Origin of the sequence: Paraburkholderia aspalathi (genome assembly GCF_900116445.1) — a bacterium.
GTDB classification, from domain to species: Bacteria; Pseudomonadota; Gammaproteobacteria; order Burkholderiales; family Burkholderiaceae; genus Paraburkholderia; species Paraburkholderia aspalathi.
The window spans coordinates 155,724-179,164 of record NZ_FPBH01000004.1 but is presented as its reverse complement, the minus strand read 5'-3'; the positions used below and the strand labels follow the sequence as shown (position 1 = coordinate 179,164).

Sequence of the window (23,441 nt, the reverse complement as noted above, 5' to 3'; positions counted from 1 at the left end):
GAAATCAGTCGCCACATTGACGACCATGCAGTTCGAGGTGCAACTGGACCAGCCACGCACGGCGACAATCATCGGCAATCAGTGGTTTAACGCCGGGTTGTTTACGCACTTCAACCTTGCATGCCACTACGGCAGCATCGAACGCTCTCCGCGCCCACCAGCGCAGCAGCAGCAGCATGATCAGAAGTGCCACGGCAAAGGTGCCACCCTGGAAGGGCAACGTGGCAGTACCGCTGTCGGGCAGGCCGAACAGCAAGTCAAGGCTCAGGCAGGGGATGATGGCTATGCCTGTGGAAACCAAGAAGAGCACAATGTTTGCGCGCAGCGCTGTTGCAGTGGTGAGTTTCATGACACGCGGGTTCGCCGCCGAATAGACATAACCGTCATGCTGAGCGTGCATGGCTTACCCGACACTTACCGGCGCATTTTGCCGGCCGTCTTTGCGCGGGCTCAAGGCCTACCGGGATGCGGTGTCGCCATAGGCGGGGAGTGTTGCGGGGTCGCCCGGTTTCGATGAAAGCGCGCGCCGCCTTTGCAGATAAAGATTGCGCGTGAAGGAATACTCGTCGAGCGCCGCTTGCGAGAGCAGATTCGAAGCGCTCAGCAGGTCGGCGCGGTTGCTGATGAGGTGAGTGCCGCCCACTGCGGCCTGGACGGGCAGCGATGCCGCCGAGAATGGATTGAGCAGACCGTAGTCGGCTATCGTCGCAAGCGCAAGATCGATCTGACCGTCGAACAGTTCCACACGCTTGCGATGGGCACCGAGGGGGACTTCCGCGATCTTGCCCGGGTCTTCGCACGGAATCTTCCTGATACCGAGTTCCACCAACTGGACCTCCTGTGACCAATGTTGATCCGTTTTGATACTTCGACCGCACCGAGCGCTGACGCATTGGGTGTCAGGCCGCAAATTACGCTGTTCCACGGAGATGTCATTGACGCGCGTGGTGAGCTGGTGGTTGCCGCGTGGGGCGAAGGGTGTGTGCATGTTCCCGTACGGTACAACGTCGAAGACATGACCATCTCGATTGGCGACCGGATCTCCAATGCGGACGGAATCGGACAGATCCTTTCAGCCTATGACACGTCGACCGTTGTGCTCGAAGCGACGACACTCGGATATGCGGAGCTGTTCGCGCTGGTGAGCGGGCTGGTGGAGATGCAGTCGGGCACGATCGAGGTGGTCTACGTGGAGCCTGAAAGTTACACCCGCACGCATCCTGGAGGCGATCAGTTTGCGCTCACCGAGACCACTCAAGGCTATCAGCCCATACCTCGCTCGGTCGTTGATCTGGGCAGTGACGATCTCGAGGCCGGTGTGTTCTTTCTGGGCTTTGAACCAGAAAGACTCGACCGGGCCCTTGAAGAGCACCAGATGATCGCAGACAAGGAAGTCAAAGTGGTCTTTGGAATTCCGGCGTATCGCCCCGGATGGGAACTCGACGCCATCATTCCGCATCTACCGAGGCTGCAGCAAGGCCCGCTGGTAATCGAATACTGCTCCGCGAATGATCCGGAAGCCGCATTCGAATGTCTTGAACGAACAAGAGCGTCGCTGGGTGTCGGCAAGCGGATGTTTATTGTCCCCATCGGTCCGAAGCCGTGTGGAATCGCGGCCGCCGTCTTCGCGAGTGCCTATCCTGCGCAGGCCGGTCTGCTTTTTGACCATCCCAGGCGCAGCCCTAGACGCACGGACGGCGCGCTGGTATGGCACCGGTATCGCGTGCGTCTGCTGCGCGACGTCTGAGCTAGCATTTGCCAGCCGCGAGACAAGGACCAGCGTCTGTCGCCCGCAAAAGCCGTTTTCACTGGAGCCGGGCGTGCCGTGGCGTATCGTCATTTCACTTGCCCATTCGTCTGTTCGACAGCCGCATCCAGCGTATTCCTGCACACGCATACTGACGTCCTTGCGACAGCGTTAAAGGGAGGGAAAATGGCAGCGTCTAGTAGCATGGCAGTGCATCCAGCGCGTCCGACATTACCGGGCGGGTCTCTGGGTCAGAACAGGTCTGGTTCAGGCTTCGGAGTCAGTTGCTTGTACAGGAACTCGAGCTTCGCTAGCAGTTCGTCAAAGGTAACGATGTCAACGTCCTTGCACGCGTTTCGGAACACCTCAAAGCTGCGCAGTTTGCTTGGATCGGTGGGCAGGCGGCCTGCGATGACCACGCATTTGATGACATCGGCACCGGACGGGCGCAGTGCCGGATTGTCGTTTACATGAGTCATCCAGCGTTGCCTAAGCTCGCTCTGCTGAAACAGCACTTGGCTCACCGCACCAGAGAGCTCCGAGTTCGGCCCAAAGACATCCTGCCCGCGGTAGGCCGTGCCCTGTAGCAAGGCCGTCTCCGGAGTTTTAATTTCAACAATGGCGAGTGCTTGGCCATATTCCCTGAACAGGAAGTCGCCGATCTGAGCACCTGAACCGGTCAAGGTAGAACCCTTTGCGTGGAATTGCGTATGAGTCAGCTCGACGGGACGCGCAAAAGCCATGCTTAGGACGAGCTTGTTCTGCTCGAAGAATGCCTGCCAGTCTGGTTCGGTAAGCTTACTGGTGAACTTCGCCTTGAATGCCTCAATCATAGTCGCGAGCGTCACCCGTTCAATCTCGGCATGCAGCATCATCAGCTCCTGGGGAGCCTCCGTCACTAGCTCACCGAGCTGCTTGCGCACGGCCTGCACGTTGGAGCGACGCTCGGCACGCTCTCGCGCTGCAGCCTGCTTCGCCCCCTCGCGTCGAACCTCGGCCAGGGGTGGGTTCACCTGCACGACTCGTCGGAATCGTTCGGGATCAAGCCTTGTGAGCATGTCGTCGTGCACAATGCCTTGCTTTGTTTGACGAATAAGCTTACGGCCGTTCGTCGTGACCCGATTGAAGGCGCGGCGCAGCCTGTCGACTTCCTGCGTGCCAATCGAAATCACGCCGTCCTTAGCGTGCATTTCCGGGTGCCGGCTGATCACCAGGACTTCGGCGTGCTGAATCCGCGATAGACCTTGCCACACAGGGTCAAGATTCCTGTTCAGACCGAGGCCATTACCGGGAGGGTCAAAGAGACCCCAGACTAAGCGTGATTCAACGCGCAACGCGGCAGCTTCAGCGTCATCCGGCAACTCGTCGCCTTCCTCATCGATGTAGATGACTGTAGCGAAACACCCGTTCTTTGGGGTCAGGTAGCGCTGCGCATGCGGATTCACATGGATCGGCCGCATGATAATTCTGTTCGGAAGGACGGTCGCCAGCAGCGGCCATTCTTCCTCTGGCATTGCATGCCAAGTCCTCGTCTGAGCGTTAGCGAGCCTGTACGTTCGCAGGAAGAGCTTTCGTGCATGCTCGGTGCCCTCTGTCGCCGCTTCCAAGTGGAAGTGTGCTTCCAGCACGTCGTCATCACTAAATGGCTGCGGCGCGACCGCAACTCCACCCGTTCCATTTGCCATCTGGCAACCCTTTGTCGGAATCGTTATCTATGGCTGTCGAATATACGCCATTGAATGTGGATGCTAGTTCCGCGCCGGTCTCGCATCCCACGTGGTCGCTCGTATATGTCAGCCGGCCGACATCGGAACCAAAGCGAACATGTGACCCGCCATCACAAGAGACCGCTTCTGGTCGACACCAGGCGATATTCCCGATTCCGTTCCGCGGAATCGGAGAAGAGCAAATTTCTGTTGCGGCCTAGCGACATTCGAGGCAAAATCTCTGCTCGTTGTATTTTTCGTTGTATTTGCAGGATCGAACTGCGGCAAAGCCTTGTCCTACAAGCCGGGCGAGGGCTTCCTAGAACCCCTCAGCACCCACCAGTTTCAGATTTGGCATAGTGGTTCTGTTTAGTACAAGTGCAGTATAAGGAGTGGTAGTTCAGTCGGTTAGAATACCGGCCTGTCACGCCGGGGGTCGCGGGTTCGAGTCCCGTCCACTCCGCCAGTATCCACGAAAGGCGAACTCCGGTTCGCCTTTTTTATTGCCCGCTGTTGTAAGATCGGGCGTTCTGTTTTTGGCACTCCCTCACGCATGCTCGATTTTTTCCGCAATCACAAACGCCTGATGATGTTCATGCTCATCCTCGTCATTGTGCCGGGGTTGGGTTTTGTGGGTATTCAAGGCTTCCGCGGCTTCTTTGACGAAAGTGCAAACGTCGCCAGCGTCAACGGCCACAAGATTACTCGCGCAGAGTATGACGACGCGATGCGTCAGCAACTCGACCGAGCCCGTCAAATGCTCGGTGCGCAGTTCGACATGAAGTCGTTTGATACGCCTGCGCGCCGTAGCGAAATGCTCGACGGTCTGATCGAGCAGCGCGTGCTGGCTGATGAAACACAGCGCCTGCATCTGACCGCGTCTGACGACGCCGTGCGCCGTGTGCTGTTGAACGATCCGGTGATCTCGTCGCTGAAGAATCCTGACGGCTCGATCGACGTCGACCGCTACAAGCAGCTGCTCGCGATGCAAGGCATGACGCCCGATCAGTACGACGAACGTGTGCGTTACAGCATTGCCACGCAGCAGTTGCCTGCAAGCATTCAAGGCAGCGCCTTCACGTCGAAGACGCTCGCCCAGCATCTCACTGAGCTCGCCGAACAGCAACGCGAAGTGCAGGGCATTGCGTTCCATCCGCGCGACTATGCAGCGAAGGTGCAGCCCACGGACGCGCAACTTCAGGCGTATTACGACGCGCATCGCAACGACTTCGCCACGCCCGCCACGGCAACGATCCAGTACCTTGTGATGTCGCCGGCAACGTTGTCGGCTGCTGTGCAGCCGAGCGATGCTGATCTGAAAAAGTACTACGACGACAACATCGCGCATTACCGTACGGACGGCCAGGTGCGCGCGAGCCACATCCTGATCGCCGCGCCAAAAGATGCAAGCGCAGCTGACAAGGCCAAGGCAAAGCAGAAGGCCGACGAGGTGCTCGCACAGGTCAAGGCGCATCCGGACCAGTTCGCGCAGATCGCGCAGCAGAATTCGCAGGATCCGGGTTCGGCGTCGAAGGGCGGTGATCTGGGTTACTTCGGTCGCGGCATGATCGCTGGTGGCCAGGCATTCGACGACGCCGTGTTCGGTCTCAAGAAAGACGAAGTCAGCGGCATCGTGCAGACCGATTTCGGCTATCACATCGTCAAGGTCACGGACGTGAAGCCGGCCGTCACCAAGCCGTTCGACGAAGTGAAAGATCAAATCGCAAAAGACCTGAAAACGCAGTTGGCGAGCAAGGCATTCAGCGACGACTCGGAAGGCTTCACGTCGATCGTTTACGAGAAGGCGAAGAGCCTGCAGCCGGCTGCCGACAAGTACAAGCTGCAACTGCAAACGGCCACGGTCACGCCGCAGCCGGATCCGAAGCTGCCGCCTGACAGCCCGCTGAACAACGCGAAGTTCCTCGCTGCGGTGTTCGCGAGCGATGCAGTCACCGCGCGCAACAACACGCAAGCGATCGATGTCGGCGGTAACACGTTGATCGCGGCGCGCGTGACGGATTACAAAGCTGCAGCCGTGCCGGCGCTCGACGCCGTCAAGGACGCGGTGCGTCAGAAAGTGATCGCGGCTCAGTCGAACGAGGCCGCTCACAAGGAAGGCATCGCGAAGTTGGCGGAGCTCGATAAGTCGAAGGCCACGACGGGCTTCTCGTCGCCGCTGAAGGTGTCGCGCAACGACGCGCAAGGTGTGCCGCCGGTTGCATTGAGTGCAATCTACAAGGCAGACGCGCAAAAGTTACCTGCGTACGTCGGTGTGGACCTCGGCGGCGACGGTTATGCGATCTATCGCGTGAACGCGGTCGTTGCAAGCGCACCTATCGATCCGCAGCGTCTGGCTGCAGCGCAGCAGCAGATTGCGCAAGTCGATGCGCAATCCGACGCTGAGGCTTACGTCGAATCGCTGCGTGCCCGTTCGAAGGTGAAGTTCTACGGCTCGCTCGACAGCAGCAATGCGCAGGCGAGCGGCGAATAAGCACTACCACTAGCGTGAGCGCGCAAGCAGGTAAAGCGCGCAGCCACAAAAAAGCCCCGCAATTGCGGGGCTTTTTCATTTGACACGTGCAAGCGCGTCAAACGGTCTGCCTGGGAGCGCGGCTTGTTATGCCGTCAGCCGCCTAGAGGCAGGCGCTGATCGAACTGGTGGCGTCGCTGCCCGCAGCGCCATTGGCGCGGAAGCCGACCCACGAGCCCGGACCGCTGTAGGAGGGCCGTACGACGGCGGCTGCGCCGTTAGGCGGCTGCTGACCCGGCACATAGACATCCATTGCCTGATCGTTAGCCATGACGTCTTGCGACAGGACTTGCTGTTGTGAACTATCGGCCCATTTGTGCGCGATGCACGCAGCGACGGCCTTCGGCGGCTGCTGGCTTTGGCCCACGGATTGGACACCTGCCGGCGGTTGAGCGGCGCATGCAGAAATTGCCACGGTCAAAGCGATTAACGGTAAATATTTCACGTTATCTCCTCAGAAGTCGCTCAGAATCGAGCCGGGTTGCGCGGGATTACGAAAGTTGGAGCGATCTTGCCGATCCGCGCTCCCCAATTACCGGAAACAAGTTGTTAGCGAGCTTTTCAGTGCGGCGAACTTGTGCGAAGGAGTGGCTTGATAGCCGGCCACACGTTGTTGAGTAGCACTGGCTGTGCCTGCTGCGTAGGATGGATCTGATCCGCCTGAAACATTTCCGGTTTGTCGGCGATGCCGGCCAGCAAGAAGGGCACCAGCGGCACGCGCAATTGCTTCGAGAGTTCGCCGTACAGGCCGTGGAACTTTTGCGTGTAGTCGGGGCCGTAATTGGGTGGTACGTACATGCCGACCAGCACGACCTTCGCGTGGCCTTGTTGAGCCTGCTCGATGATCGTGCGCAGGTTGTCTTCGGTGGTGGAGAGCGGCACGCCGCGCAACGCATCGTTGGCGCCGAGCTCGACGATCACGATACTCGGCTTGAGCCGCTGCAGAAGCGCCGGCAAGCGCGCCCGGCCACCGCTGGTGGTGTCGCCGCTGATGCTTGCATTGGCGACGCTATAATCGATTCGCTCATCGGTGAGGCGCTGGCGCATCAAGGCAACCCAGCCAGTGTCGCGGGGCAAGCCGTATTCGGCCGAGATGCTGTCGCCTAGCACGACGATCACCGGCTTGGCCTGTTCGGGCGGGTTGGCCGCATGGGCTGTGAAGGGCAACGAAAACAGGGTTGCGGCCAGCACGGCCGGGCCGAATGCAGTAGTCAGCGCCGTCGCTACGGCGCGCACTTTCAACCTACGCTTCACCATGCTAAACAAAACTGATCCAGTCATTGAAGTGCGGGGTTTGTGCAAGAAGGTTAAGGATGCAACAGGCGAGCTGACGATTCTCGAGGACATCGATCTTGCTATCGATGCCGGCAGCAGTGTGGCGATCGTCGGTGCATCCGGGTCGGGCAAGTCTACGCTGCTCGGCTTGCTCGCAGGATTGGACAGCGCAAGCTCGGGCTCGGTTCGGCTGCTCGGCCGCGAGCTCACCGAATTGGACGAAGACGAGCGCGCCGCGTTGAGGAGCGGCTCGGTCGGTTTCGTGTTCCAGTCGTTTCAACTGATGCCGCATTTGACGGCGCTCGAAAATGTCACGCTTCCGCTCGAACTGCAAGGCGGCATCGGTACGCGCGAGGCCGCGGCGCGTGCGCGCGGACTGCTGGAGCAGGTGGGACTCGCCAAACGCACTGCGCATTATCCGAAGCTGCTGTCGGGCGGCGAACAGCAACGGGTCGCGCTCGCGCGAGCCTTTGTCACGCATCCGGCGATTCTGTTCGCCGACGAGCCGACCGGCAGTCTCGATGCAGCCACCGGTCACGCGGTGATCGATCTGATGTTCGAGATGAACCGCGCGAATGGCGCCACCTTGATCCTCGTCACGCACGACATCGAACTGGCGCGCCGCTGCGATACGACGGTGACCATCGAAGCGGGACGTCTGGCCTGAGAAGCGTGCCAACCAAGCGTCACTCGTTCGTATAAAGCAAAGCGGGCCACAAGGGCCCGCTTTGCTTTTCCTCTCACGCAACTCGATAACGCAACGCCGCTAACCACGCGGGCGTGAGCAATCAGCGCATGCGGCACGAGCAAGCGCGCCGCTCACGCTTATCGCTTCAAGGCAGCACGCGCCCGCGCGATCAACGCCGACGTCGACGAGTCATGCTTCTTCTCATCGACGCTTGCCGACGTCAGATCCGCCTCGACCACCTTGCCGAGGATCTTGCCCAACTCGACGCCCCATTGATCGAACGGATTGATGTCCCATACCGATGCCTGCACCAGCACCTTGTGCTCGTACAGCGCGATCAATGCGCCGAGCGAACGCGCGGTGAGCGCATCGACCAGCAACGTGCTCGTCGGACGGTTGCCCGGAAACACCAGATGCGGCGCCAGTTCCGGCTTGTCCGCACCGGCCACCTTCTTCGCTTCTTCGAGCGTGCGGCCGAGCATCAGCGCTTCGCTTTGCGCGAAACAGTTCGCCAGCAGCTTCGGATGATGGCTGACGAGCGGATGCTCCGGCGTCAACACGGCGATGAAGTCGATCGGCACGATCGTTGGGCCCTGATGCAGCATCTGGAAGAACGCATGCTGACCGTTCGTGCCCGGTTCGCCCCAGGTCACGGCGGCGGTCGGATAGTCGACCATCACGCCATCCAGGCGCGCCGACTTGCCGTTGCTCTCCATTTCGAGCTGTTGCAGATACGACGGCAGGAAATGCAGCGCTTCCGAATACGGCGCGACCAGATAGCTTTGCGAGCCGAAGAAGTTGCGATACCAGATGCCGATCATGCCGAGCAGCACCGGCAGATTTTTTTCGAGCGGCGCGTCGCGGAAATGCTGGTCCATCTCGTTGGCGCCGGCCAGCAATTCGTCGAACTGTTTCGGGCCGATCGCGATCATGATCGACAGACCCACTGCCGACCACAGCGAATAACGCCCGCCGACCCAGTCCCACATCTCGAACACGTTCTCTTTCGCGATGCCGAACTTGACCACTTCAGAAGGATTGGCCGACACGCCGACGAAGTGCTTCGCCAGCGCACTCTCCGGGCAACCTTTTTCGATGAACCAGTCGCGCAGCGAGCGCGCATTGGTCATCGTTTCGAGCGTCGTGAAAGTCTTGGAGACGATGATCGCGAGCGTCTCTTCGGGATTGATCTGCTGCATCACGTTGTACAGATCCGCGCCGTCCACGTTCGACACGAAGTGCGTAGTGATCTCCGGCGTGGCCAGATGATGCAGTGCGTGCACGACCATCTTGGGCCCGAGGTCCGAGCCGCCGATGCCGATGTTCACGACGTAGCGAATCCGTTTGCCGGTATAGCCGGTCCACTCGCCGCTGCGGACCTTGTCGGCGAACGCGGCCATCTTGGCGCGCTCCGCCTGGATTTCCGCATGGAACGGCGCTTTCGGATCAGTGGCGCGCAGCGCGGTGTGCAACGCGGCGCGGCCTTCGGTCGGGTTGACGACTTCGCCCGCGAACATCGCGTCGCGGCGTTTCTCGACGCCGGCTTCGCGCGCGAGTTGCACCAGCAGTTTCAGGGTTTCGTCGGAGATGCGGTTCTTCGAAAAATCGGCCGCGAGACCGCCGCCCGCGAACGCAAAGCGCTCAGCACGGGTAGGGGCGGGATCGTTCTCAGGGGCGAACCAGTCGCGCATGTGCGCATCGCGAATCTTCTCGTAATGCGTTTGCAGCGAGGACCAGGAGGGGAGCGAGTTCTGCGTCATAGCGTCCGTCTAACGAAGGGGCACGAAGAATGGCACGCGCGTGAAGCGCTGCCGAGGATGATGCAACGATGCTGTTAGAGCGATGCCGCGCGGTGGGGTTCGTAGTGGGTTGCGGGGAAACTTCGCGAGTCCGCCAGGAGATCGAACGGCCCACCGAAATTTCGCCGTAACCCGCGATGAATCCGACGGGCGGCGCAGTCAATCAGTATAACGGCGTTGTGTGACGGGTGGCAGCGGTTTGGGCGTCCCATGCAAACTGTGGGATGAGGCGCCACGTTCAGGGCACCCCGTTTGATGCGCTGCATGGGGCGCTTCATTCACCCGCTGACTCATCCACCCGTTGCCGGATAGAACAGACGGTTGAGCAAAGTGCGCACCATCGGGGCGAGTTCACCCGCCGTCAATCCGGCTGGGCCGTGGCCTTGCGCGCTCAGCGTGTCGGCGGCGAGGCCATGCAGGTAGACGCCTGCCAGCGCGGCTTCGTAACGCGGCAGATGCTGGGCGAGCAGTGCGCCGATGATGCCACCGAGCACGTCGCCGGTGCCGCCTGTCGCGAGTGCGGCATTGCCAGTCGGATTGATCGCGACGCGGCCGTCCGGCGCGGCGATAACCGTGCCCGTGCCTTTCAGCACGACTACCGCGGCAAAGCGCGCAGCCAATGCCCGCGCTGCGGCGAGGCGGTCGCGTTGCACGCCTCGCGCATCCGTGCCGAGCAGGCGCGCGGCTTCCAACGGATGCGGCGTGAGCACGCAAGGATCGCCTTGTACGCCGCGCGCGGTGACTTCGGCCGCGAGCGATGGGTCTGTCGAAATCAGATTGAGCGCGTCGGCGTCGAACAGTTTGGGTACGTCGAGCGTCAGCACGTCGTGCATGACACGTGTGGCGATGTCGCGCTGACCCATGCCGCAGCCGACGGCGAGGGCGTCCATTTTGTCGAGCGGCAGATCGTCGACTGCATGCAGCATCAGTTCGGGATGTGGCGGATCGTAGGGCGGGGCACCGTCGCCGAGCAAGGCAACATGCACTTTGCCGGCACCGGTATAGAGCGCCGCGCGCGAGGCGAGGATCGGCGCGCCGCACATACCGGTGTCGCCGCCGACCACGGCGAGGCTGCCGAAGGTGCCCTTGTTGGTGGCGAAGTCGCGCGGCGGCAGGAAGTCGGCGAACAGGGCCGGCGCGTTGAGTTGCACGGCCGTGCGAGTGCTGCTGTCGATGCCGATCGGCGCCACCGTTACCGTGCCGGCAAGATCACGGCCCTGCGCCGTGAAGAGGCCGGGCTTTGCGCCGATGAAGGTGATCGTATGGGTGGCGTGGACTGCGACATTGTCGTTCTGGCCGCCGGCTTGGTCCAGTTTTTCGCCGACGACAGTCCCGGTGTCGCTGTCGAGGCCGCTCGGCGTATCGAGCGCCAGCACACCGCCTCGTCTGGATTTCGCTTTCGTGCGTTGTGAAAGCTGGCGGGCGATGGCAGCAAAGACACCTTCCAGAGGACGGGTCAACCCGATGCCGAACATGCCGTCCACCAGCCATGTATAGCTTTCCAGCGAAGCCGGCGGCGTCGATGTGATGGCCACGCCTGCGGCACGGGCGGTGTCGAGCGCCCAGCGGGCGTCGTCCGGCTTGACTTCAAGCGGCATGCAAAGATCTACGGCGATACCTGCCCGGTGCAGTTCCGCGGCCACGATCAATGCGTCGCCGCCGTTGTTGCCCGGGCCGGCTACGACCCATACCTTGTGCTTCGATTTTTCGATCGAGGTGTCGCGGGTGATCAGCTCTTGCAGGTAGCTCGCGGCTGCTTTGCCGGCGCGAGACATCAGGGTGTGCTGAGGCAGTGCCGCCGCGGCCTGGGTTTCAAGGATGCGCAGGTCGGTGAGCGAGAGCAGCGGCAACGCCCGCTTATGCGGGCTGATTAGCGTCGGGAGCGTGGATTCGGGCACTGTCATGGCGAGGCTTGGAGTTCACCTTGGGCAAGGTGAGGAAGCGTTGGGAGCCACTATGGTAGTGCCGATACGCTCCCGCCGCGCCAATTACTGGAATCGGTCCGCGCGCAGCGCCGCCAGCGTGTCCGCGGGGACGTCGGGGGTCTTGTCCGAGATCAGGTCGGCGATCAGCTTACCCGCCCCGCATGCCAGGCCCCAACCGGCCGGGCCGTGGCCGGCGTTCACAAACAGGCGCGGATGAAGCGCATTGCCGATGACCGGCAAACCGTCCGGTGACAGCAGTTTGACGCCTTCCCACGGTAGAGCCGCGGAGATCCGGGCGGCCCCCGGAATCCAGTCGTGGGTCGCCTGGCCCAGCAGCGCCAGCGCTTCCTTCGTCAATGTTTCGCCGAGCGGTTTGTCGATCTGCCCGGCGCTCTGCAAAACCGCGCCGCCTGCAATCCGCAGGCGATGATTCATGCGGCTGACGGTAATCCGCTTGACCGCGTCGACAATCGCGACATGCGGTGCGCATTCCTCATGCGCAATCGGCGCCACCAGGTTATGCAGGCGGAGCGGATGCAGCGGCAGCCGCAGTCCCAGGCGTTCGAGCAGCGGCAGACTGCCGTAACCGGCAGCAACGACGATCGCATCGGCGTTGATCACGTCGACTTCGCGTGAACGCGATGCCATGCCGGGCCGCGGCGCCAGTTCTACCGCAGGGCGCTGACCGTCTAGGCGGATCGCCGAGACTTCGCAGCCCAGCATGAATTGCACGCCGCCTTGTGTATCGAGGGTCTGCTTGATCAGTTTCGCGAAAAGCGGGCAGTTGGCCGTACGCTCGTGGTCGAACAGCACGCCGCCGGCGAATTCTGGCTCGGTCCGCACGGAATGCTCGAACGCGGCGCATTCGGCCGGCGTGAGCACATGGTGCGGGACTTCGTATTGGCGCAGCAGCTCGAGCGCAGTCTGGGTCTGCTGCCATTCCTGCGGGGAACGCACCAGATAGAGCAGGCCGCTCGCCTGTTCGAATTCCAGCCCGAAGCGCGCTTCGACGTCAGCCATCGCCTCGCGCGATGTTTCAATCAACGGACGCAGCCGCGCGTACTGGCGGCTGAACGCCTCCGGCTCCTGCAACGCGGTCAGCTGCTTGACGAACTGGCGCACCGGCCCGTTAAAGCCGGTCTTGCTGATCACGCCGTTTTTGGCGGCCTGACGGCTCGCCATGAAAGTCGGGCCGAACCAGACGTCGAGCGGGGTCGGCAGCACGGTGCCGCCGTGCCCATAGGTCGCGCCTTGCGCGACCGTTGCGTGACGCTCGACGACGCATACCCGGTGACCGGCCGCGCGCAGCTGATAAGCGGTGGCGACGCCCACAATCCCGCCGCCAATGACGATGACATCCATGATCTGATTCGATTTGCCGGCGGGACGCCGAAACGCCGCGTTCCCGTTAAGCGTGGCATGCGGCGCACGGCCCGGGATTGCTCAGGCTGCTCGCGCCGATCTGGTGAAAGGGCGAATGATAGCAGTCAAAACGGCAGACCGGCCACGCAAACCCCGCCAAAACCCTGGTGCGACGCCCGTTGGAGGGCCGTTCCCGGGGTATAATCTCGGACTTCCTTTCCGCCTCACGTCGCCTTCACGCGCGACTCATCGGCATCATTAGCGACGCAACGTCAAGTCCATGGCCCACTTCTCGTGTTTCCCCGGCGCTTCGGCCCTTTCCGATTTCCGTCAAACCCGCCTGCTCGAGACGCTTACGCGCATCGACGCCAACATCACCGGCGTGCGCGGGCAGTATCTGCACTTCGTCAATGCGCAAAATCCGCTGTCAGCGCAAGACAACGCGAAGATCGAAGCGCTGATGCATTACGGCGATCCGCTCGAAGAAACCAAAGAGCGCGGCGCGGCCGAAACCTTCCTCGTGGTGCCGCGCTTCGGCACGGTGTCGCCGTGGGCCAGCAAGGCAACCGATATTGCCCACCTCTGCGGTCTCACGCAGGTGCGCCGTATCGAGCGCGGCGTCGAATACACGGTCACGCTGAAAAGCGGTCTGCTGGGCGGCAAGAAGGCGCTCTCCGACGAAGCCCGCGCGGCCGTCGCCGCAGCGCTGCACGACCGCATGACCGAAAGCGTGGCGCCCTCGCGTGACCACGCGCTGCATCTGTTCGACGAACTGCCGGCCAAGCCGTTGCAAACCGTCGACGTGTTGAGCAACGGCCGCGGTGCGCTGGAAGCGGCGAACACGGAACTGGGCCTTGCGCTCGCGGACGACGAAATCGACTATCTGGTCGACGCTTTCACGAAACTCGGCCGCAACCCGACTGACGTGGAACTGATGATGTTCGCGCAGGCCAACAGCGAACATTGCCGTCACAAGATCTTCAACGCGGACTGGACGATCGACGGCGAGAAGCAGGACATCTCGCTGTTCAATATGATCCGCAACACGGAAAAGCTGAACCCGCAGGGCACGATCGTCGCGTATTCGGACAACTCGGCGATCATGGCGGGCGGCGTGGCTGAGCGCTGGTTCCCGCGCGCGCCGGCTGAACCCGGCGCGCTGCCCGAACACTATCGCCGTAACGTCGAACTGACGCACACGTTGATGAAGGTGGAAACGCACAACCACCCGACCGCGATCTCGCCGTTCCCGGGCGCCTCGACCGGCGCGGGCGGTGAAATCCGCGACGAAGGCGCGACGGGCCGCGGCGCGCGTCCGAAGGCGGGTCTGGCGGGCTTCACGGTGTCGAATCTGGAGTTGCCGGATGGCGTCGAAGCATGGGAAAACGCCCGTGACGCCGCGCAGCCGCTGGCGCACCGGAACCCGGACGACAAGCACGAAGCGTATGGCCGTCCTGACCGCATCGCGTCGCCGCTGCAAATCATGATCGACGGCCCGCTCGGCGGCGCCGCGTTCAACAACGAATTCGGCCGGCCGAATCTGGGCGGCTATTTCCGCGCCTACGAGCAAAACGTCGCGGGTCTGGTGCGCGGTTATCACAAGCCGATCATGATCGCCGGCGGCATCGGCAATATTTCGGATCAGCACACGCATAAGCACGATCTGCCGGAAGGCTCGCTCCTGATCCAGATCGGCGGCCCGGGTATGCGCATCGGCATGGGCGGCGGCGCCGCCAGCTCGATGGCGACCGGCACCAACACGGCCGAACTCGACTTCGACTCGGTCCAGCGCGGCAACCCGGAAATCGAGCGCCGTGCGCAGGAAGTGATCAACGCGTGCTGGCAGCTCGGCGAGAAGAACCCGATTCTGAGCATTCACGACGTGGGTGCGGGCGGTTTGTCGAACGCCTTCCCGGAAGTCGTGGACGGCGCAAGCAAAGGCGCGATCTTCGATCTGCGCAAGATCCAGCTGGAAGAGAGCGGTTTGTCGCCGCGCGAAATCTGGTCGAACGAAGCGCAGGAGCGTTACGTTCTGGCGATTGCGCCGGCTGATCTGCCGGCCTTCCAGGCCATGTGCGAGCGCGAGCGCTGCCCGTTCGCAGTGGTCGGCACGGCTACGGCCGAACGTCAGTTGAAGGTGATCGACTCCGAATCGAACAGCGACACCGCACACGAGCCGGTCGACATGCCGATGGAAGTGCTGCTCGGCAAGGCGCCGCGCATGCATCGCGACGTGAAGCGTGTCGAGCAGAAGCTCGAACCGGTGGATGTCACCGGCATCGCGTTGTCGGAAGTGGCGGTCAGCGTGCTGCGTCATCCGACGGTTGCCAGCAAGTCGTTCCTGATCACGATCGGCGACCGCTCGGTGGGCGGCACGACCGCGCGCGACCAGATGGTCGGCCCGTGGCAAGTGCCGGTGGCCGACGTCGCGATTACCACGATGGACTACGCAGGCTTCCGCGGCGAAGCGATGACCATGGCCGAGCGTACGCCGCTCGCCGTGATCAACGCGCCGGCGTCAGGCCGCATGGCGGTCGGCGAGGCGGTCACCAACATCGCGGCGGCGCCAATTGCGTCGCTCGATAAGCTCAAGCTGTCGGCCAACTGGATGGCCGCATGCGGCGCAGCAGGCGAAGACGCCGCGCTGTACGACACGGTCAAGGCCATCGGCATGGAACTGTGCCCGGCGCTGGGTATCAGCATTCCGGTGGGCAAGGATTCGCTGTCCATGCGCACCAAGTGGGAAGACCGTGGCGTGGCGAAGGAAGTCGTCGCGCCGGTCTCGCTGATCATCTCGGCATTTGCGCCGGTCGAAGATGTGCGTAAGCACCTCACGCCGCAACTGCGCAGCGCAAGCGACGCGGGCGACTCCGTGCTGATCGCGATCGACCTTGGCCGCGCCAAGCATCGTCTGGGCGGCAGTATCCTCGCGCAAGTCACACAGCAGGTTGGCGACACGGTGCCGGACGTCGACGATCCGCAAGATCTGAAGCGTTTCTTTACCGCGATCCAGTCACTCAATAGCGACGGCAAGCTGCTCGCGTACCACGACCGCTCGGACGGCGGCCTGTGGGCGACGGTTTGCGAAATGGCGTTTGCGGGTCACGTGGGCGTGTCGCTCAACGTCGACATGCTGGTGCTCGATCCGAACCATGAATCCGATTACGGCGATGCGAAAGACTGGGCGAAGCAGACCAGCGGCCGTCGTGAAGACCGCACGATCCGCGCGCTCTTCACCGAAGAACTTGGCGCCGTGATTCAGGTGCGCGCAGCGGACCGCGACGCGGTGCTGGGCGCATTGCGCGAACACGGTCTGTCGGCGTGCTCGCACGTGATCGGCAAGATCAACGATCGTGACACGATCGAAATCTATCGCGACGCGAAGAAGATCTACGACGCGCCGCGTACCGAGTTGCATCGTGCGTGGAGCGAAGTGAGCTGGCGTATTTCGCGTCTGCGCGACAACCCGGCGTGTGCCGATGCCGAATACGACGCGCTCTCCGATGCCGCCGATCCGGGCATCTCGCCGGTCCTCACGTTCGATCCTTCTGAAGACGTCGCCGCGCCGTTCATCGGCAAGGGCGCACGTCCGCGTGTCGCGATCCTGCGTGAGCAAGGCGTGAACTCGCACCTCGAAACGGCTTATGCATTCGACCGCGCCGGCTTCGACGCGCACGACGTGCACATGAGCGACCTGCTGGCCGGCCGCGCCAACCTGGCGGATTTCGCCGGCGCGGTGGCGTGCGGCGGCTTCTCATACGGCGACACGCTGGGTGCCGGTGAAGGCTGGGCGAAGGCAATTCGCTTCAACACGCAACTCGCCGATATGTTCGCTGCGTTCTTCGGTCGCGAAGACACGTTCGCGCTGGGCATCTGCAACGGCTGCCAGATGATGAGCAGCCTCGCTTCGATGATTCCGGGCGCGGAAGCCTGGCCGAAGTTCACCCGCAACAAGTCGGAGAAATTCGAAGCGCGCTTCTCGCTGGTCGAGGTGCAGGCTTCGCCGTCGATCTTCTTCGCCGGCATGGAAGGCTCACGCATTCCGGTGGCGATTGCGCACGGCGAGGGTTACGCGGACTTCTCGCAGCAAGGCGATGCGTCGAAGGTGGCCGTGGCGATGCGTTACGTCGATCACCGTGGGCAGGCAACGGAGCAGTATCCGTTCAACCCGAACGGTTCGCCGGACGGTATCACGTCGGTCACGACGCCTGATGGCCGCTTCAGCGTGCTAATGCCGCACACCGAGCGCGTGCATCGCGCGGTGCAGATGAGCTGGCATCCGGAAGGTTGGGGCGAGGGCAGCACGGACGCGAGCCCGTGGCTGCGCGTGTTCCAGAACGCACGCCGCTGGCTGGGTTGATGATGCGATGAGGGCCGCCGCTCGTCGCGGCGGTCCCCTCGCTGTAGCAGAAGCGAAGTAAAGCAGAACCCGCAGAAACAAAAAAACCGCCCGAGGGCGGTTTTTTTATTCCGACGCAGCAGCGCAAAAACCGCTTACTGAATCTTCGCGTTCTTACGCAGGCCTTCTTCAAACGCCTGCAGCTTTTCCTGCTGGATCTGCTGCACGATCTGCGGACGCACTTGTTCCAGCGGCGGCGGCGTGATGTTGCGCACGTCGTCGACACGGATGATGTGCCAGCCGAATTGCGTGTGCACCGGCGTGTCGGTCATCTGGCCTTTCTGCAGGTGCGTGGCCGCGTCCGCGAATTCAGGTACATAGGCCTTCGGGTCCGACCAGTCCAGGTCGCCGCCGTTCTTGCCCGATCCCGGGTCCTTCGAGAATTGCTTGGCGAGGTCTTCGAAGCTTGCGCCGGCCTTGATCTTGGCGATCAGATCCTTCGCTTGCTGTTCATTGTCGACCAGGATGTGGTGCAGGTGATATTCCTTGCCGCCCGCGTCCTTGATCAGCGCGTTGTAACGCGCGGTGACTTCCGCGTCAGTCGGCGTGTTGTTCTTTACGAAGTCTTCGATCAGCGCGCGCAGCACGACGGTTTGTTGCGCGACGGCGATTTGCGCCTTGATGTCCGGACGATTCGGCAGGCCACGGCGCAGCGCTTCCTGCATCAGGATCTCGCGGTTCACCAGCTCTTCGCGCACGGCCATTTGCAGTTGCGGCGTGTTTTGCTGGCCTTGATGAACCAGTTGATCGATCAGCGCGTCAGCGCGTGCTTTCGGAATCGGCGTGCCGTTCACGACGGCGATGTTCTGTGCGAATGCAGGTGCGGCCGCAAATGCAGCCAGCAATACCCAAAGGCGGGTTTTCTTCAAGGTCATCGAAAGGTTTCCTAGCGGGGCAACAAAGCAAATTCTTCGGGCGTATACGCCGTGATTGCAAGGGCGTGAATGCCGCGCTGCATGGCATCGGCCAGCGCATCATACACCATGCGATGCCGCGCCACGCGGGCTTTCCCGGCGAATGCGGCAGCCACGATCGTGACAGAGAAATGACCGCCGGCGGACGCGCCGGCGTGGCCCGCGTGCTGCGCGCTGTCATCCGTGATCCGGATCGAGGCGACCGGCGCGAGCGCCGCGGTAAGACGCGCCTCGATCAGCGCGGCGCGCTCGGCGGTGGTGGCGTGCATGAACACATCGCTCGTCATGTCATTCTTCCTTCATATACTTCGACAGCCACAAACTCTGTCCGACGATGAATACCACCAGGCATCCGGTGGCGCCGAACAGCTTGAAATTGACCCACTGGTCAGTCGTGTAGTTGTACGCGACGAACAGATTCACCAGCCCGAGCAGCACGAAGAAAATCGCCCAGACGATGTTCAGCTTGCCCCAGATCGCGTGCGGCAGCGTGATCTGCTTGCCCATCATCGCTTCGATCAGGTTCTTGTTGAAGGCCAGTTGCGAGACGATCAGCGCGACCGAAAACGCCCAGTACAGCACGGTCGGCTTCCATTTGATAAACGTGTCGTTGTGCAGCACGAGCGTCGCGCCGCCGAACACGGTGACAACGCCGAGGCTCACCCACAGCATCGGATCGACCTTGCGGTGGCGGAATGCCACCCACGCGATCTGCACCAGCGTGGCGACGATCGCCACTGCCGTCGCCGTGAAAATGCCCCAGATCTTGAAGGCGACGAAGAACAGGATGATCGGGAACAGATCGAACAGGAATTTCATTATCTGGTCGGGAATTCGGAGAGTGGGTTGGAGAGTTGGAGAATTGGGGACGCGGCGCGGGGCGTCGGTGGCAGGGATGCTGCTTAAAACCCGCCGCGGCAGCCGGGAACGGCGCATTGCGCTGTTCGTAGCATGATTGCCGTGCCGGGTCGACCGCCGGCTGACCGCTGGGGTGACCGGATTGCAAGCCGGATGAAGGGTGTCGCGGCCGGCGCGCGCCTGATGACAGACGCCGGCCGCGCATCATTCAACGGGCGCCGGACTCCACGCTGCGTTACTTGGGCTCGAATTGTAACGCAGCCGAATTGATGCAGTAACGCAGACCGGTCGGCGCCGGTCCGTCTTCGAACACATGACCAAGATGCGCGCCGCAGTTCTTGCATTGCACTTCGATGCGCAGCATGCCGTGCGTGCGGTCGGTTTTCTCGGCGATCACTTCGCCGTTGATCGGCTTGAAGTAGCTCGGCCAGCCGCAGCCGGCGTCGAACTTGGTGTCCGATTCGAACAGCGGCGTGCCGCAGCAGACGCAGTCATAGATGCCGCGGTCCCAGTGATCGTGATAGCGACCGGTGAAGGGGCGCTCGGTGGCGGCATGGCGCGTCACCTGGTATTCGATGTCGGAGAGCTGATTGCGCCACTCGGCGTCGTCTTTCTGCACGGCGGGGGCGCCGGTGTTGAGGTCGTCGGGTTTGTTCATGGTCGGGGTTCCTGTCTCAAGATTGTTCTGGGGGCTCGTCACGAAGAGCAACTCACTTCCAGCGAGCTGGCCCAATCCGGCGGCAGCCCCGCATACGCCTCGTTTTCCGGTTGCTCGTCGAACGGGCGGCGCAGGACGGCTGCCAGGCGTTCCACTTCGGAGAAGTCCTTCTCTTTCGCCCGGCGGATCGCCGTTTCTGCCAGATGATTACGAAGTACGAATTTGGGGTTCACACGGTTCATTGCAATGGCGCGCGCGGCGTCGTCGCGTGTTTCTTCGGACAGTCGCGCGCGGTAGTCGTTCACCCACGCGTCGAATGCGGCGCGGTCGAGGAACAGGTCGCGCACCGGCGCGTCGCCGCTCGCATCGTGCTTCGAAATACGCGCCAGATTGCGGAAGGTGAGCGTGAAATCCGCACGGTTGGCGTGCATCACTTCGAATAGACGGTTGATCAGGGTGTCGTCACCATCGCGCTCGCTTTCGAGGCCGAGCTTGGCGCGCATGCGTTTTTCCAGCGCCGGCGCGAACCGCTCCTTGAAGCCGCCGAGCACGCGCTGCGCGTCTTCGATCGCCTTCTCGCCGCGCACGCTTTCTTCATGCTGGACGCCCAGCAGCGGCAGCAGCCCTTGTGCGAGGCAAAACAGGTTCCAGTACGCAATCTGCGGCTGCATCTTGTACGCGTAGCGGCCTTGCGAGTCAGAGTGATTGCAGATGTAGCCGGCGTCGAAGCCGTCCATGAAACCGAACGGGCCATAGTCGATCGTGAGACCGAGAATCGACATATTGTCGGTATTCATCACGCCGTGGCAGAAGCCCACGGCTTGCCACTCGACCATCAGATCGGCGGTCGAATTCACGGCTTCATTCAGCAGGGCGAGATACGGATCGTCGGTTTCGCGGCAATGCGGATAGAAGCGCTCGATCACGTGATCGGCGAGCGCGCGCAGTGCATCGACGCGATCGTTCGAATAGAAATGCTCGAAGTGCCCAAAGCGCACGAAACTCGGCGCGACGCGCGTGACGACCGCCGCGGTCTCGACTTCCTCGCGGCGCACCGGCTGGTCGGAGCCGATCACGCACAGCGCGCGCGTGGTCGGAATGCCGAGGTGATGCATGGCTTCCGAGCACAGATATTCGCGGATCGACGAACGCAGCACCGCGCGGCCGTCGCCCATGCGCGAATAGGGCGTGCGGCCCGCGCCTTTGAGTTGCAGCTCGAAGCGCTGGCCATCGTGTTCGACTTCGCCGAGACCGAGCGCGCGGCCGTCGCCGAGCTGGCCCGCCCACACGCCGAACTGATGCCCTGAATACACCGACGCATACGGCAGCGCTTCGGAAGGCCATTCACGCGTGGCGTTGCCTGAGAACAGTTCGGCGAAGCCCGGATCATTCTGGAGCCCGGGCTCTAAACCGAGCAGCGCGGCGGTCTCTGCGGAGAACCCGACCACGTACGGCGCACTCAGCGGCGCAGCCGGCATCCGCGTCAGAAACACGCTGCCGAGCCGCGCGAATGCGCTTTCGGGCGAGGTGATCAGTGCGTCGGAAAGAGCCGCTAAAGGCCCGGATAACCCTGCAATGCTTGGGGAAAACGACATGTTGAGCGCCTCTGGATTAACCGATATTGTAAGTCCGCGCCCGCGGCGGTGCTGGCCGGCTCTCAGTCCGAGGTTTGGCCGGACAGACGCCTGCGTGCCGGACGTCTCCTGCCGGAGCGCTTCCGCGCCGCTTCAGAGCACGGCCGCGCGACCAACCGGAGCGTCCCTTGCGGACCAACCTTAAGCGTCGCGCGCGACGCAGCGGAGTGCGCGCGGCCCCCGAGCTACAACCCCAACGACGCAAACAAGGCGAGGAGACCTCTCTTTATGACGACGCCGCTGCTTGGCCAGATGATGGACGTGCCGCTCACCGTGTCCTCGTTGCTCGCGCATGCCGCGCGGCATTTCGGCGACACCGAGATCGTGTCGCGGCGCATCGAAGGCGACGTGCATCGCTACACCTACCGCGACTGCGAAAAGCGCGCGAAGCAGTTGGCGCAGGCGCTGATCGCGCTTGGCGTCGAACCCGGCGAGCGGGTGGCCACGCTGGCCTGGAACGGCTACCGGCATCTGGAGGCGTATTACGGCACGACAGGATTCGGCGCCGTGTGTCACACGATCAATCCGCGGCTCTTCCCCGATCAGATCGCTTACATCATCAACCACGCCGACGACGCCTACGTACTGTTCGACACCACGTTCGCACCGCTCGTCGATGCGTTGGCACCGCAGTGCCCGAAAGTGCGCGGCTGGATCGCACTGGCCGACGAAGCGCATCTGCCGGCGATGCAAACGCCGGTGCTGAGCTACGAAACCTTGGTGGACGCGCAGGACGGGAATTACGACTGGCCGGCTATCGACGAACGGCAGGCCTCCTATCTTTGCTATACGTCCGGCACCACCGGCAATCCGAAAGGCGCGCTGTACTCGCACCGCTCGACGGTGCTGCACGCGTTCGGTGCATCGCTGCCCGACGCGATGAGCCTGTCCGCGCGCGACTCCGTGCTGCCGGTCGTGCCGATGTTCCATGTGAACGCCTGGGGCATTCCGCATTCCGCGCCGCTGACCGGGGCGAAGCTGGTCTTTCCCGGCAAGGACCTCGACGGTAAATCGCTGTATGAATTGATGGAAAACGAGCGCGTCACGTATTCGGCCGGCGTGCCGACCGTGTGGCTCGGCTTGCTCAACTATCTGCGCGAAGCCAAGGTGCGTTTTTCTTCGCTGAATCGCACGGTGATTGGCGGCTCGGCTTGCCCGCCGGCCATGCTGCGAGCTTTCGAAGACGAATACGGCATACAGGTGATCCATGCATGGGGCATGACGGAAATGTCGCCGCTCGGCACCTTGTCGAAACTGACGTGGGAACAGAGTCAGCGGCCCCTGGCAGAGCAGCGCAAATTGCTCGAAAAGCAGGGTCATGTGCTGTACGGCGTCGATATGAAGATCGTCGGCGAAGACGGGCGCGATCTGCCGTGGGACGGTGTGGCGTTCGGCGATCTGCACGTACGCGGCCCGTGGGTGATCGACCGGTATTTCCGCAAGGACGATTCGCCGCTGGTGGACGGCTGGTTCCCGACCGGCGACGTCGCCACCATCGACCGTGATAGTTTCCTGCACATCACGGATCGCTCGAAAGACGTGATCAAGTCGGGCGGTGAGTGGATCAGTTCGATCGACATCGAGAACGTCGCGATCGCGCACCCGGCGGTGGCCGAAGCCGCGTGCATCGCCTGTGCGCATCCAAAATGGACCGAACGGCCGTTGCTGGTGATTGTCAAGCGTGCGGGTTTCGAGGTGACACGCGAGGAACTGCTCGCGTTCTACGACGGCAAAGTTGCCAAATGGTGGATTCCCGACGACGTCGTCTTCGTCGACGAACTCCCGCATACGGCCACCGGCAAGCTGCAGAAACTCAAACTGCGCGACATTTTCCGCGACCACATCCTGCCGTCCGCGCTCGAAGACGAGAAGGATTGCCCCCTGACTCCGCTTGCCAGGGGAAACCCCGTCTAACGATAAATTGAACGAGCGTGCTTTTTTGTGTA

At 62.3% G+C, this 23,441-nt stretch carries 18 protein-coding genes and 1 tRNA gene; 6 read left to right on the top strand and 13 right to left on the bottom strand.

Going from position 1 to position 23,441, the window contains the following annotated elements; all coding sequences use genetic code 11:
* Nucleotides 1–4: 4 nt before the first annotated feature.
* Nucleotides 5–349 (bottom strand): hypothetical protein, encoded by a 345-nt coding sequence (locus tag BM438_RS08180; protein ID WP_143131666.1) that lies wholly within the window; start codon nt 347–349, stop codon nt 5–7.
* Between the two features lie 108 nt (nt 350–457).
* Nucleotides 458–826, bottom strand: coding sequence for an MlaA family lipoprotein (locus tag BM438_RS46130; protein ID WP_244179283.1), 369 nt, complete (start codon nt 824–826; stop codon nt 458–460).
* A gap of 21 nt (nt 827–847) precedes the next feature.
* Between BM438_RS46130 and BM438_RS08170 the strand changes: the two genes are divergently transcribed.
* Complete coding sequence (locus BM438_RS08170; RefSeq protein ID WP_093633789.1) at nt 848–1,747, top strand: hypothetical protein; 900 nt, start codon at nt 848–850, stop codon at nt 1,745–1,747.
* A gap of 251 nt (nt 1,748–1,998) precedes the next feature.
* On the opposite strand, the gene BM438_RS08165 is transcribed toward BM438_RS08170, so the two are convergent.
* The gene (locus BM438_RS08165) at nt 1,999–3,432 is read right to left on the bottom strand and encodes a Shedu immune nuclease family protein (RefSeq protein ID WP_093633788.1); all 1,434 of its coding nucleotides are present in this window, start codon (nt 3,430–3,432) and stop codon (nt 1,999–2,001) included.
* Nucleotides 3,433–3,842: 410 nt separating this feature from the next.
* Here BM438_RS08165 and BM438_RS08160 point away from each other — a divergent pair.
* Both BM438_RS08160 and BM438_RS08155 read left to right on the top strand, forming a co-directional pair.
* Nucleotides 3,843–3,919, top strand: a tRNA-Asp gene (locus BM438_RS08160).
* Nucleotides 3,920–4,006: 87 nt separating this feature from the next.
* Nucleotides 4,007–5,944 (top strand): SurA N-terminal domain-containing protein, encoded by a 1,938-nt coding sequence (locus BM438_RS08155; RefSeq protein WP_093633787.1) that lies wholly within the window; start codon nt 4,007–4,009, stop codon nt 5,942–5,944.
* A gap of 142 nt (nt 5,945–6,086) precedes the next feature.
* Here BM438_RS08155 and BM438_RS08150 read toward each other — a convergent pair whose 3' ends face one another.
* Both BM438_RS08150 and BM438_RS08145 read right to left on the bottom strand, forming a co-directional pair.
* Nucleotides 6,087–6,428 (bottom strand): hypothetical protein, encoded by a 342-nt coding sequence (locus BM438_RS08150; RefSeq protein WP_093633786.1) that lies wholly within the window; start codon nt 6,426–6,428, stop codon nt 6,087–6,089.
* A 116-nt stretch (nt 6,429–6,544) separates the two neighbouring features.
* Nucleotides 6,545–7,240: an arylesterase gene (locus BM438_RS08145; protein WP_093633785.1), complete on the bottom strand. Its 696-nt coding sequence runs from the start codon at nt 7,238–7,240 to the stop codon at nt 6,545–6,547.
* On the opposite strand from BM438_RS08145, the gene BM438_RS08140 reads away from it, so the two are divergent.
* Nucleotides 7,239–7,925, top strand: coding sequence for an ABC transporter ATP-binding protein (locus BM438_RS08140; RefSeq protein WP_093633784.1), 687 nt, complete (start codon nt 7,239–7,241; stop codon nt 7,923–7,925). The two genes, BM438_RS08145 and BM438_RS08140, sit on opposite strands and share 2 nt — an antisense overlap.
* A 158-nt stretch (nt 7,926–8,083) precedes the next feature.
* Here the strand turns inward: BM438_RS08140 and pgi are convergent, their stop codons facing one another.
* From pgi to BM438_RS08125, 3 genes are all read right to left on the bottom strand, one after another.
* Nucleotides 8,084–9,706: a glucose-6-phosphate isomerase gene (pgi, locus tag BM438_RS08135; RefSeq protein WP_093633783.1), complete on the bottom strand. Its 1,623-nt coding sequence runs from the start codon at nt 9,704–9,706 to the stop codon at nt 8,084–8,086.
* 329 nt (nt 9,707–10,035) lie between these two features.
* Complete coding sequence (locus BM438_RS08130; RefSeq protein WP_093633782.1) at nt 10,036–11,649, bottom strand: NAD(P)H-hydrate dehydratase; 1,614 nt, start codon at nt 11,647–11,649, stop codon at nt 10,036–10,038.
* Between the two features lie 84 nt (nt 11,650–11,733).
* Complete coding sequence (locus tag BM438_RS08125) at nt 11,734–13,032, bottom strand: FAD-dependent oxidoreductase (protein WP_093633781.1); 1,299 nt, start codon at nt 13,030–13,032, stop codon at nt 11,734–11,736.
* A gap of 280 nt (nt 13,033–13,312) precedes the next feature.
* Between BM438_RS08125 and purL the strand changes: the two genes are divergently transcribed.
* A complete protein-coding gene (purL, locus tag BM438_RS08120; RefSeq protein ID WP_093633780.1) occupies nt 13,313–17,392 on the top strand; it encodes a phosphoribosylformylglycinamidine synthase in 4,080 nt (1,359 codons plus the stop codon).
* Between the two features lie 134 nt (nt 17,393–17,526).
* Here the strand turns inward: purL and BM438_RS08115 are convergent, their stop codons facing one another.
* The 5 genes from BM438_RS08115 to BM438_RS08095 form a co-directional block, all read right to left on the bottom strand.
* Nucleotides 17,527–18,306 (bottom strand): peptidylprolyl isomerase, encoded by a 780-nt coding sequence (locus tag BM438_RS08115; RefSeq protein WP_054042673.1) that lies wholly within the window; start codon nt 18,304–18,306, stop codon nt 17,527–17,529.
* An 11-nt stretch (nt 18,307–18,317) separates the two neighbouring features.
* On the bottom strand, nt 18,318–18,632 hold the full coding sequence (locus BM438_RS08110) for a BolA family protein (protein ID WP_054042675.1): 315 nt from the start codon (nt 18,630–18,632) through the stop codon (nt 18,318–18,320).
* A 1-nt stretch (nt 18,633) separates the two neighbouring features.
* Nucleotides 18,634–19,164, bottom strand: a complete 531-nt coding sequence (locus BM438_RS08105; protein ID WP_054042677.1) for a septation protein A — start codon at nt 19,162–19,164, stop codon at nt 18,634–18,636.
* A 274-nt stretch (nt 19,165–19,438) separates the two neighbouring features.
* Nucleotides 19,439–19,861, bottom strand: coding sequence for a peptide-methionine (R)-S-oxide reductase MsrB (msrB, locus tag BM438_RS08100; RefSeq protein WP_093633779.1), 423 nt, complete (start codon nt 19,859–19,861; stop codon nt 19,439–19,441).
* Between the two features lie 38 nt (nt 19,862–19,899).
* Nucleotides 19,900–21,456: a protein adenylyltransferase SelO gene (locus tag BM438_RS08095; protein WP_093633778.1), complete on the bottom strand. Its 1,557-nt coding sequence runs from the start codon at nt 21,454–21,456 to the stop codon at nt 19,900–19,902.
* A 267-nt stretch (nt 21,457–21,723) separates the two neighbouring features.
* On the opposite strand from BM438_RS08095, the gene BM438_RS08090 reads away from it, so the two are divergent.
* The gene (locus tag BM438_RS08090) at nt 21,724–23,409 is read left to right on the top strand and encodes a 3-(methylthio)propionyl-CoA ligase (protein WP_093633777.1); all 1,686 of its coding nucleotides are present in this window, start codon (nt 21,724–21,726) and stop codon (nt 23,407–23,409) included.
* Nucleotides 23,410–23,441 lie beyond the last annotated feature (32 nt).

Excerpts from the sequence above, each read along its gene's own strand:
- BM438_RS08180 (WP_143131666.1), bottom strand. The coding sequence starts at position 349 with ATGAAACTCACCACTGCAACAGCGCTGCGCGCAAACATTGTGCTCTTC.
- BM438_RS08170 (WP_093633789.1), top strand. The coding sequence starts at position 848 with ATGTTGATCCGTTTTGATACTTCGACCGCACCGAGCGCTGACGCATTG.
- BM438_RS08165 (WP_093633788.1), bottom strand. The coding sequence starts at position 3,432 with ATGGCAAATGGAACGGGTGGAGTTGCGGTCGCGCCGCAGCCATTTAGT.
- BM438_RS08155 (WP_093633787.1), top strand. The coding sequence starts at position 4,007 with ATGCTCGATTTTTTCCGCAATCACAAACGCCTGATGATGTTCATGCTC.
- BM438_RS08140 (WP_093633784.1), top strand. The coding sequence starts at position 7,239 with ATGCTAAACAAAACTGATCCAGTCATTGAAGTGCGGGGTTTGTGCAAG.
- BM438_RS08145 (WP_093633785.1), bottom strand. The coding sequence starts at position 7,240 with ATGGTGAAGCGTAGGTTGAAAGTGCGCGCCGTAGCGACGGCGCTGACT.
- pgi (WP_093633783.1), bottom strand. The coding sequence starts at position 9,706 with ATGACGCAGAACTCGCTCCCCTCCTGGTCCTCGCTGCAAACGCATTAC.
- BM438_RS08130 (WP_093633782.1), bottom strand. The coding sequence starts at position 11,649 with ATGACAGTGCCCGAATCCACGCTCCCGACGCTAATCAGCCCGCATAAG.
- BM438_RS08125 (WP_093633781.1), bottom strand. The coding sequence starts at position 13,032 with ATGGATGTCATCGTCATTGGCGGCGGGATTGTGGGCGTCGCCACCGCT.
- purL (WP_093633780.1), top strand. The coding sequence starts at position 13,313 with ATGGCCCACTTCTCGTGTTTCCCCGGCGCTTCGGCCCTTTCCGATTTC.
- BM438_RS08115 (WP_054042673.1), bottom strand. The coding sequence starts at position 18,306 with ATGACCTTGAAGAAAACCCGCCTTTGGGTATTGCTGGCTGCATTTGCG.
- BM438_RS08110 (WP_054042675.1), bottom strand. The coding sequence starts at position 18,632 with ATGACGAGCGATGTGTTCATGCACGCCACCACCGCCGAGCGCGCCGCG.
- BM438_RS08105 (WP_054042677.1), bottom strand. The coding sequence starts at position 19,164 with ATGAAATTCCTGTTCGATCTGTTCCCGATCATCCTGTTCTTCGTCGCC.
- msrB (WP_093633779.1), bottom strand. The coding sequence starts at position 19,861 with ATGAACAAACCCGACGACCTCAACACCGGCGCCCCCGCCGTGCAGAAA.
- BM438_RS08095 (WP_093633778.1), bottom strand. The coding sequence starts at position 21,456 with ATGTCGTTTTCCCCAAGCATTGCAGGGTTATCCGGGCCTTTAGCGGCT.
- BM438_RS08090 (WP_093633777.1), top strand. The coding sequence starts at position 21,724 with ATGACGACGCCGCTGCTTGGCCAGATGATGGACGTGCCGCTCACCGTG.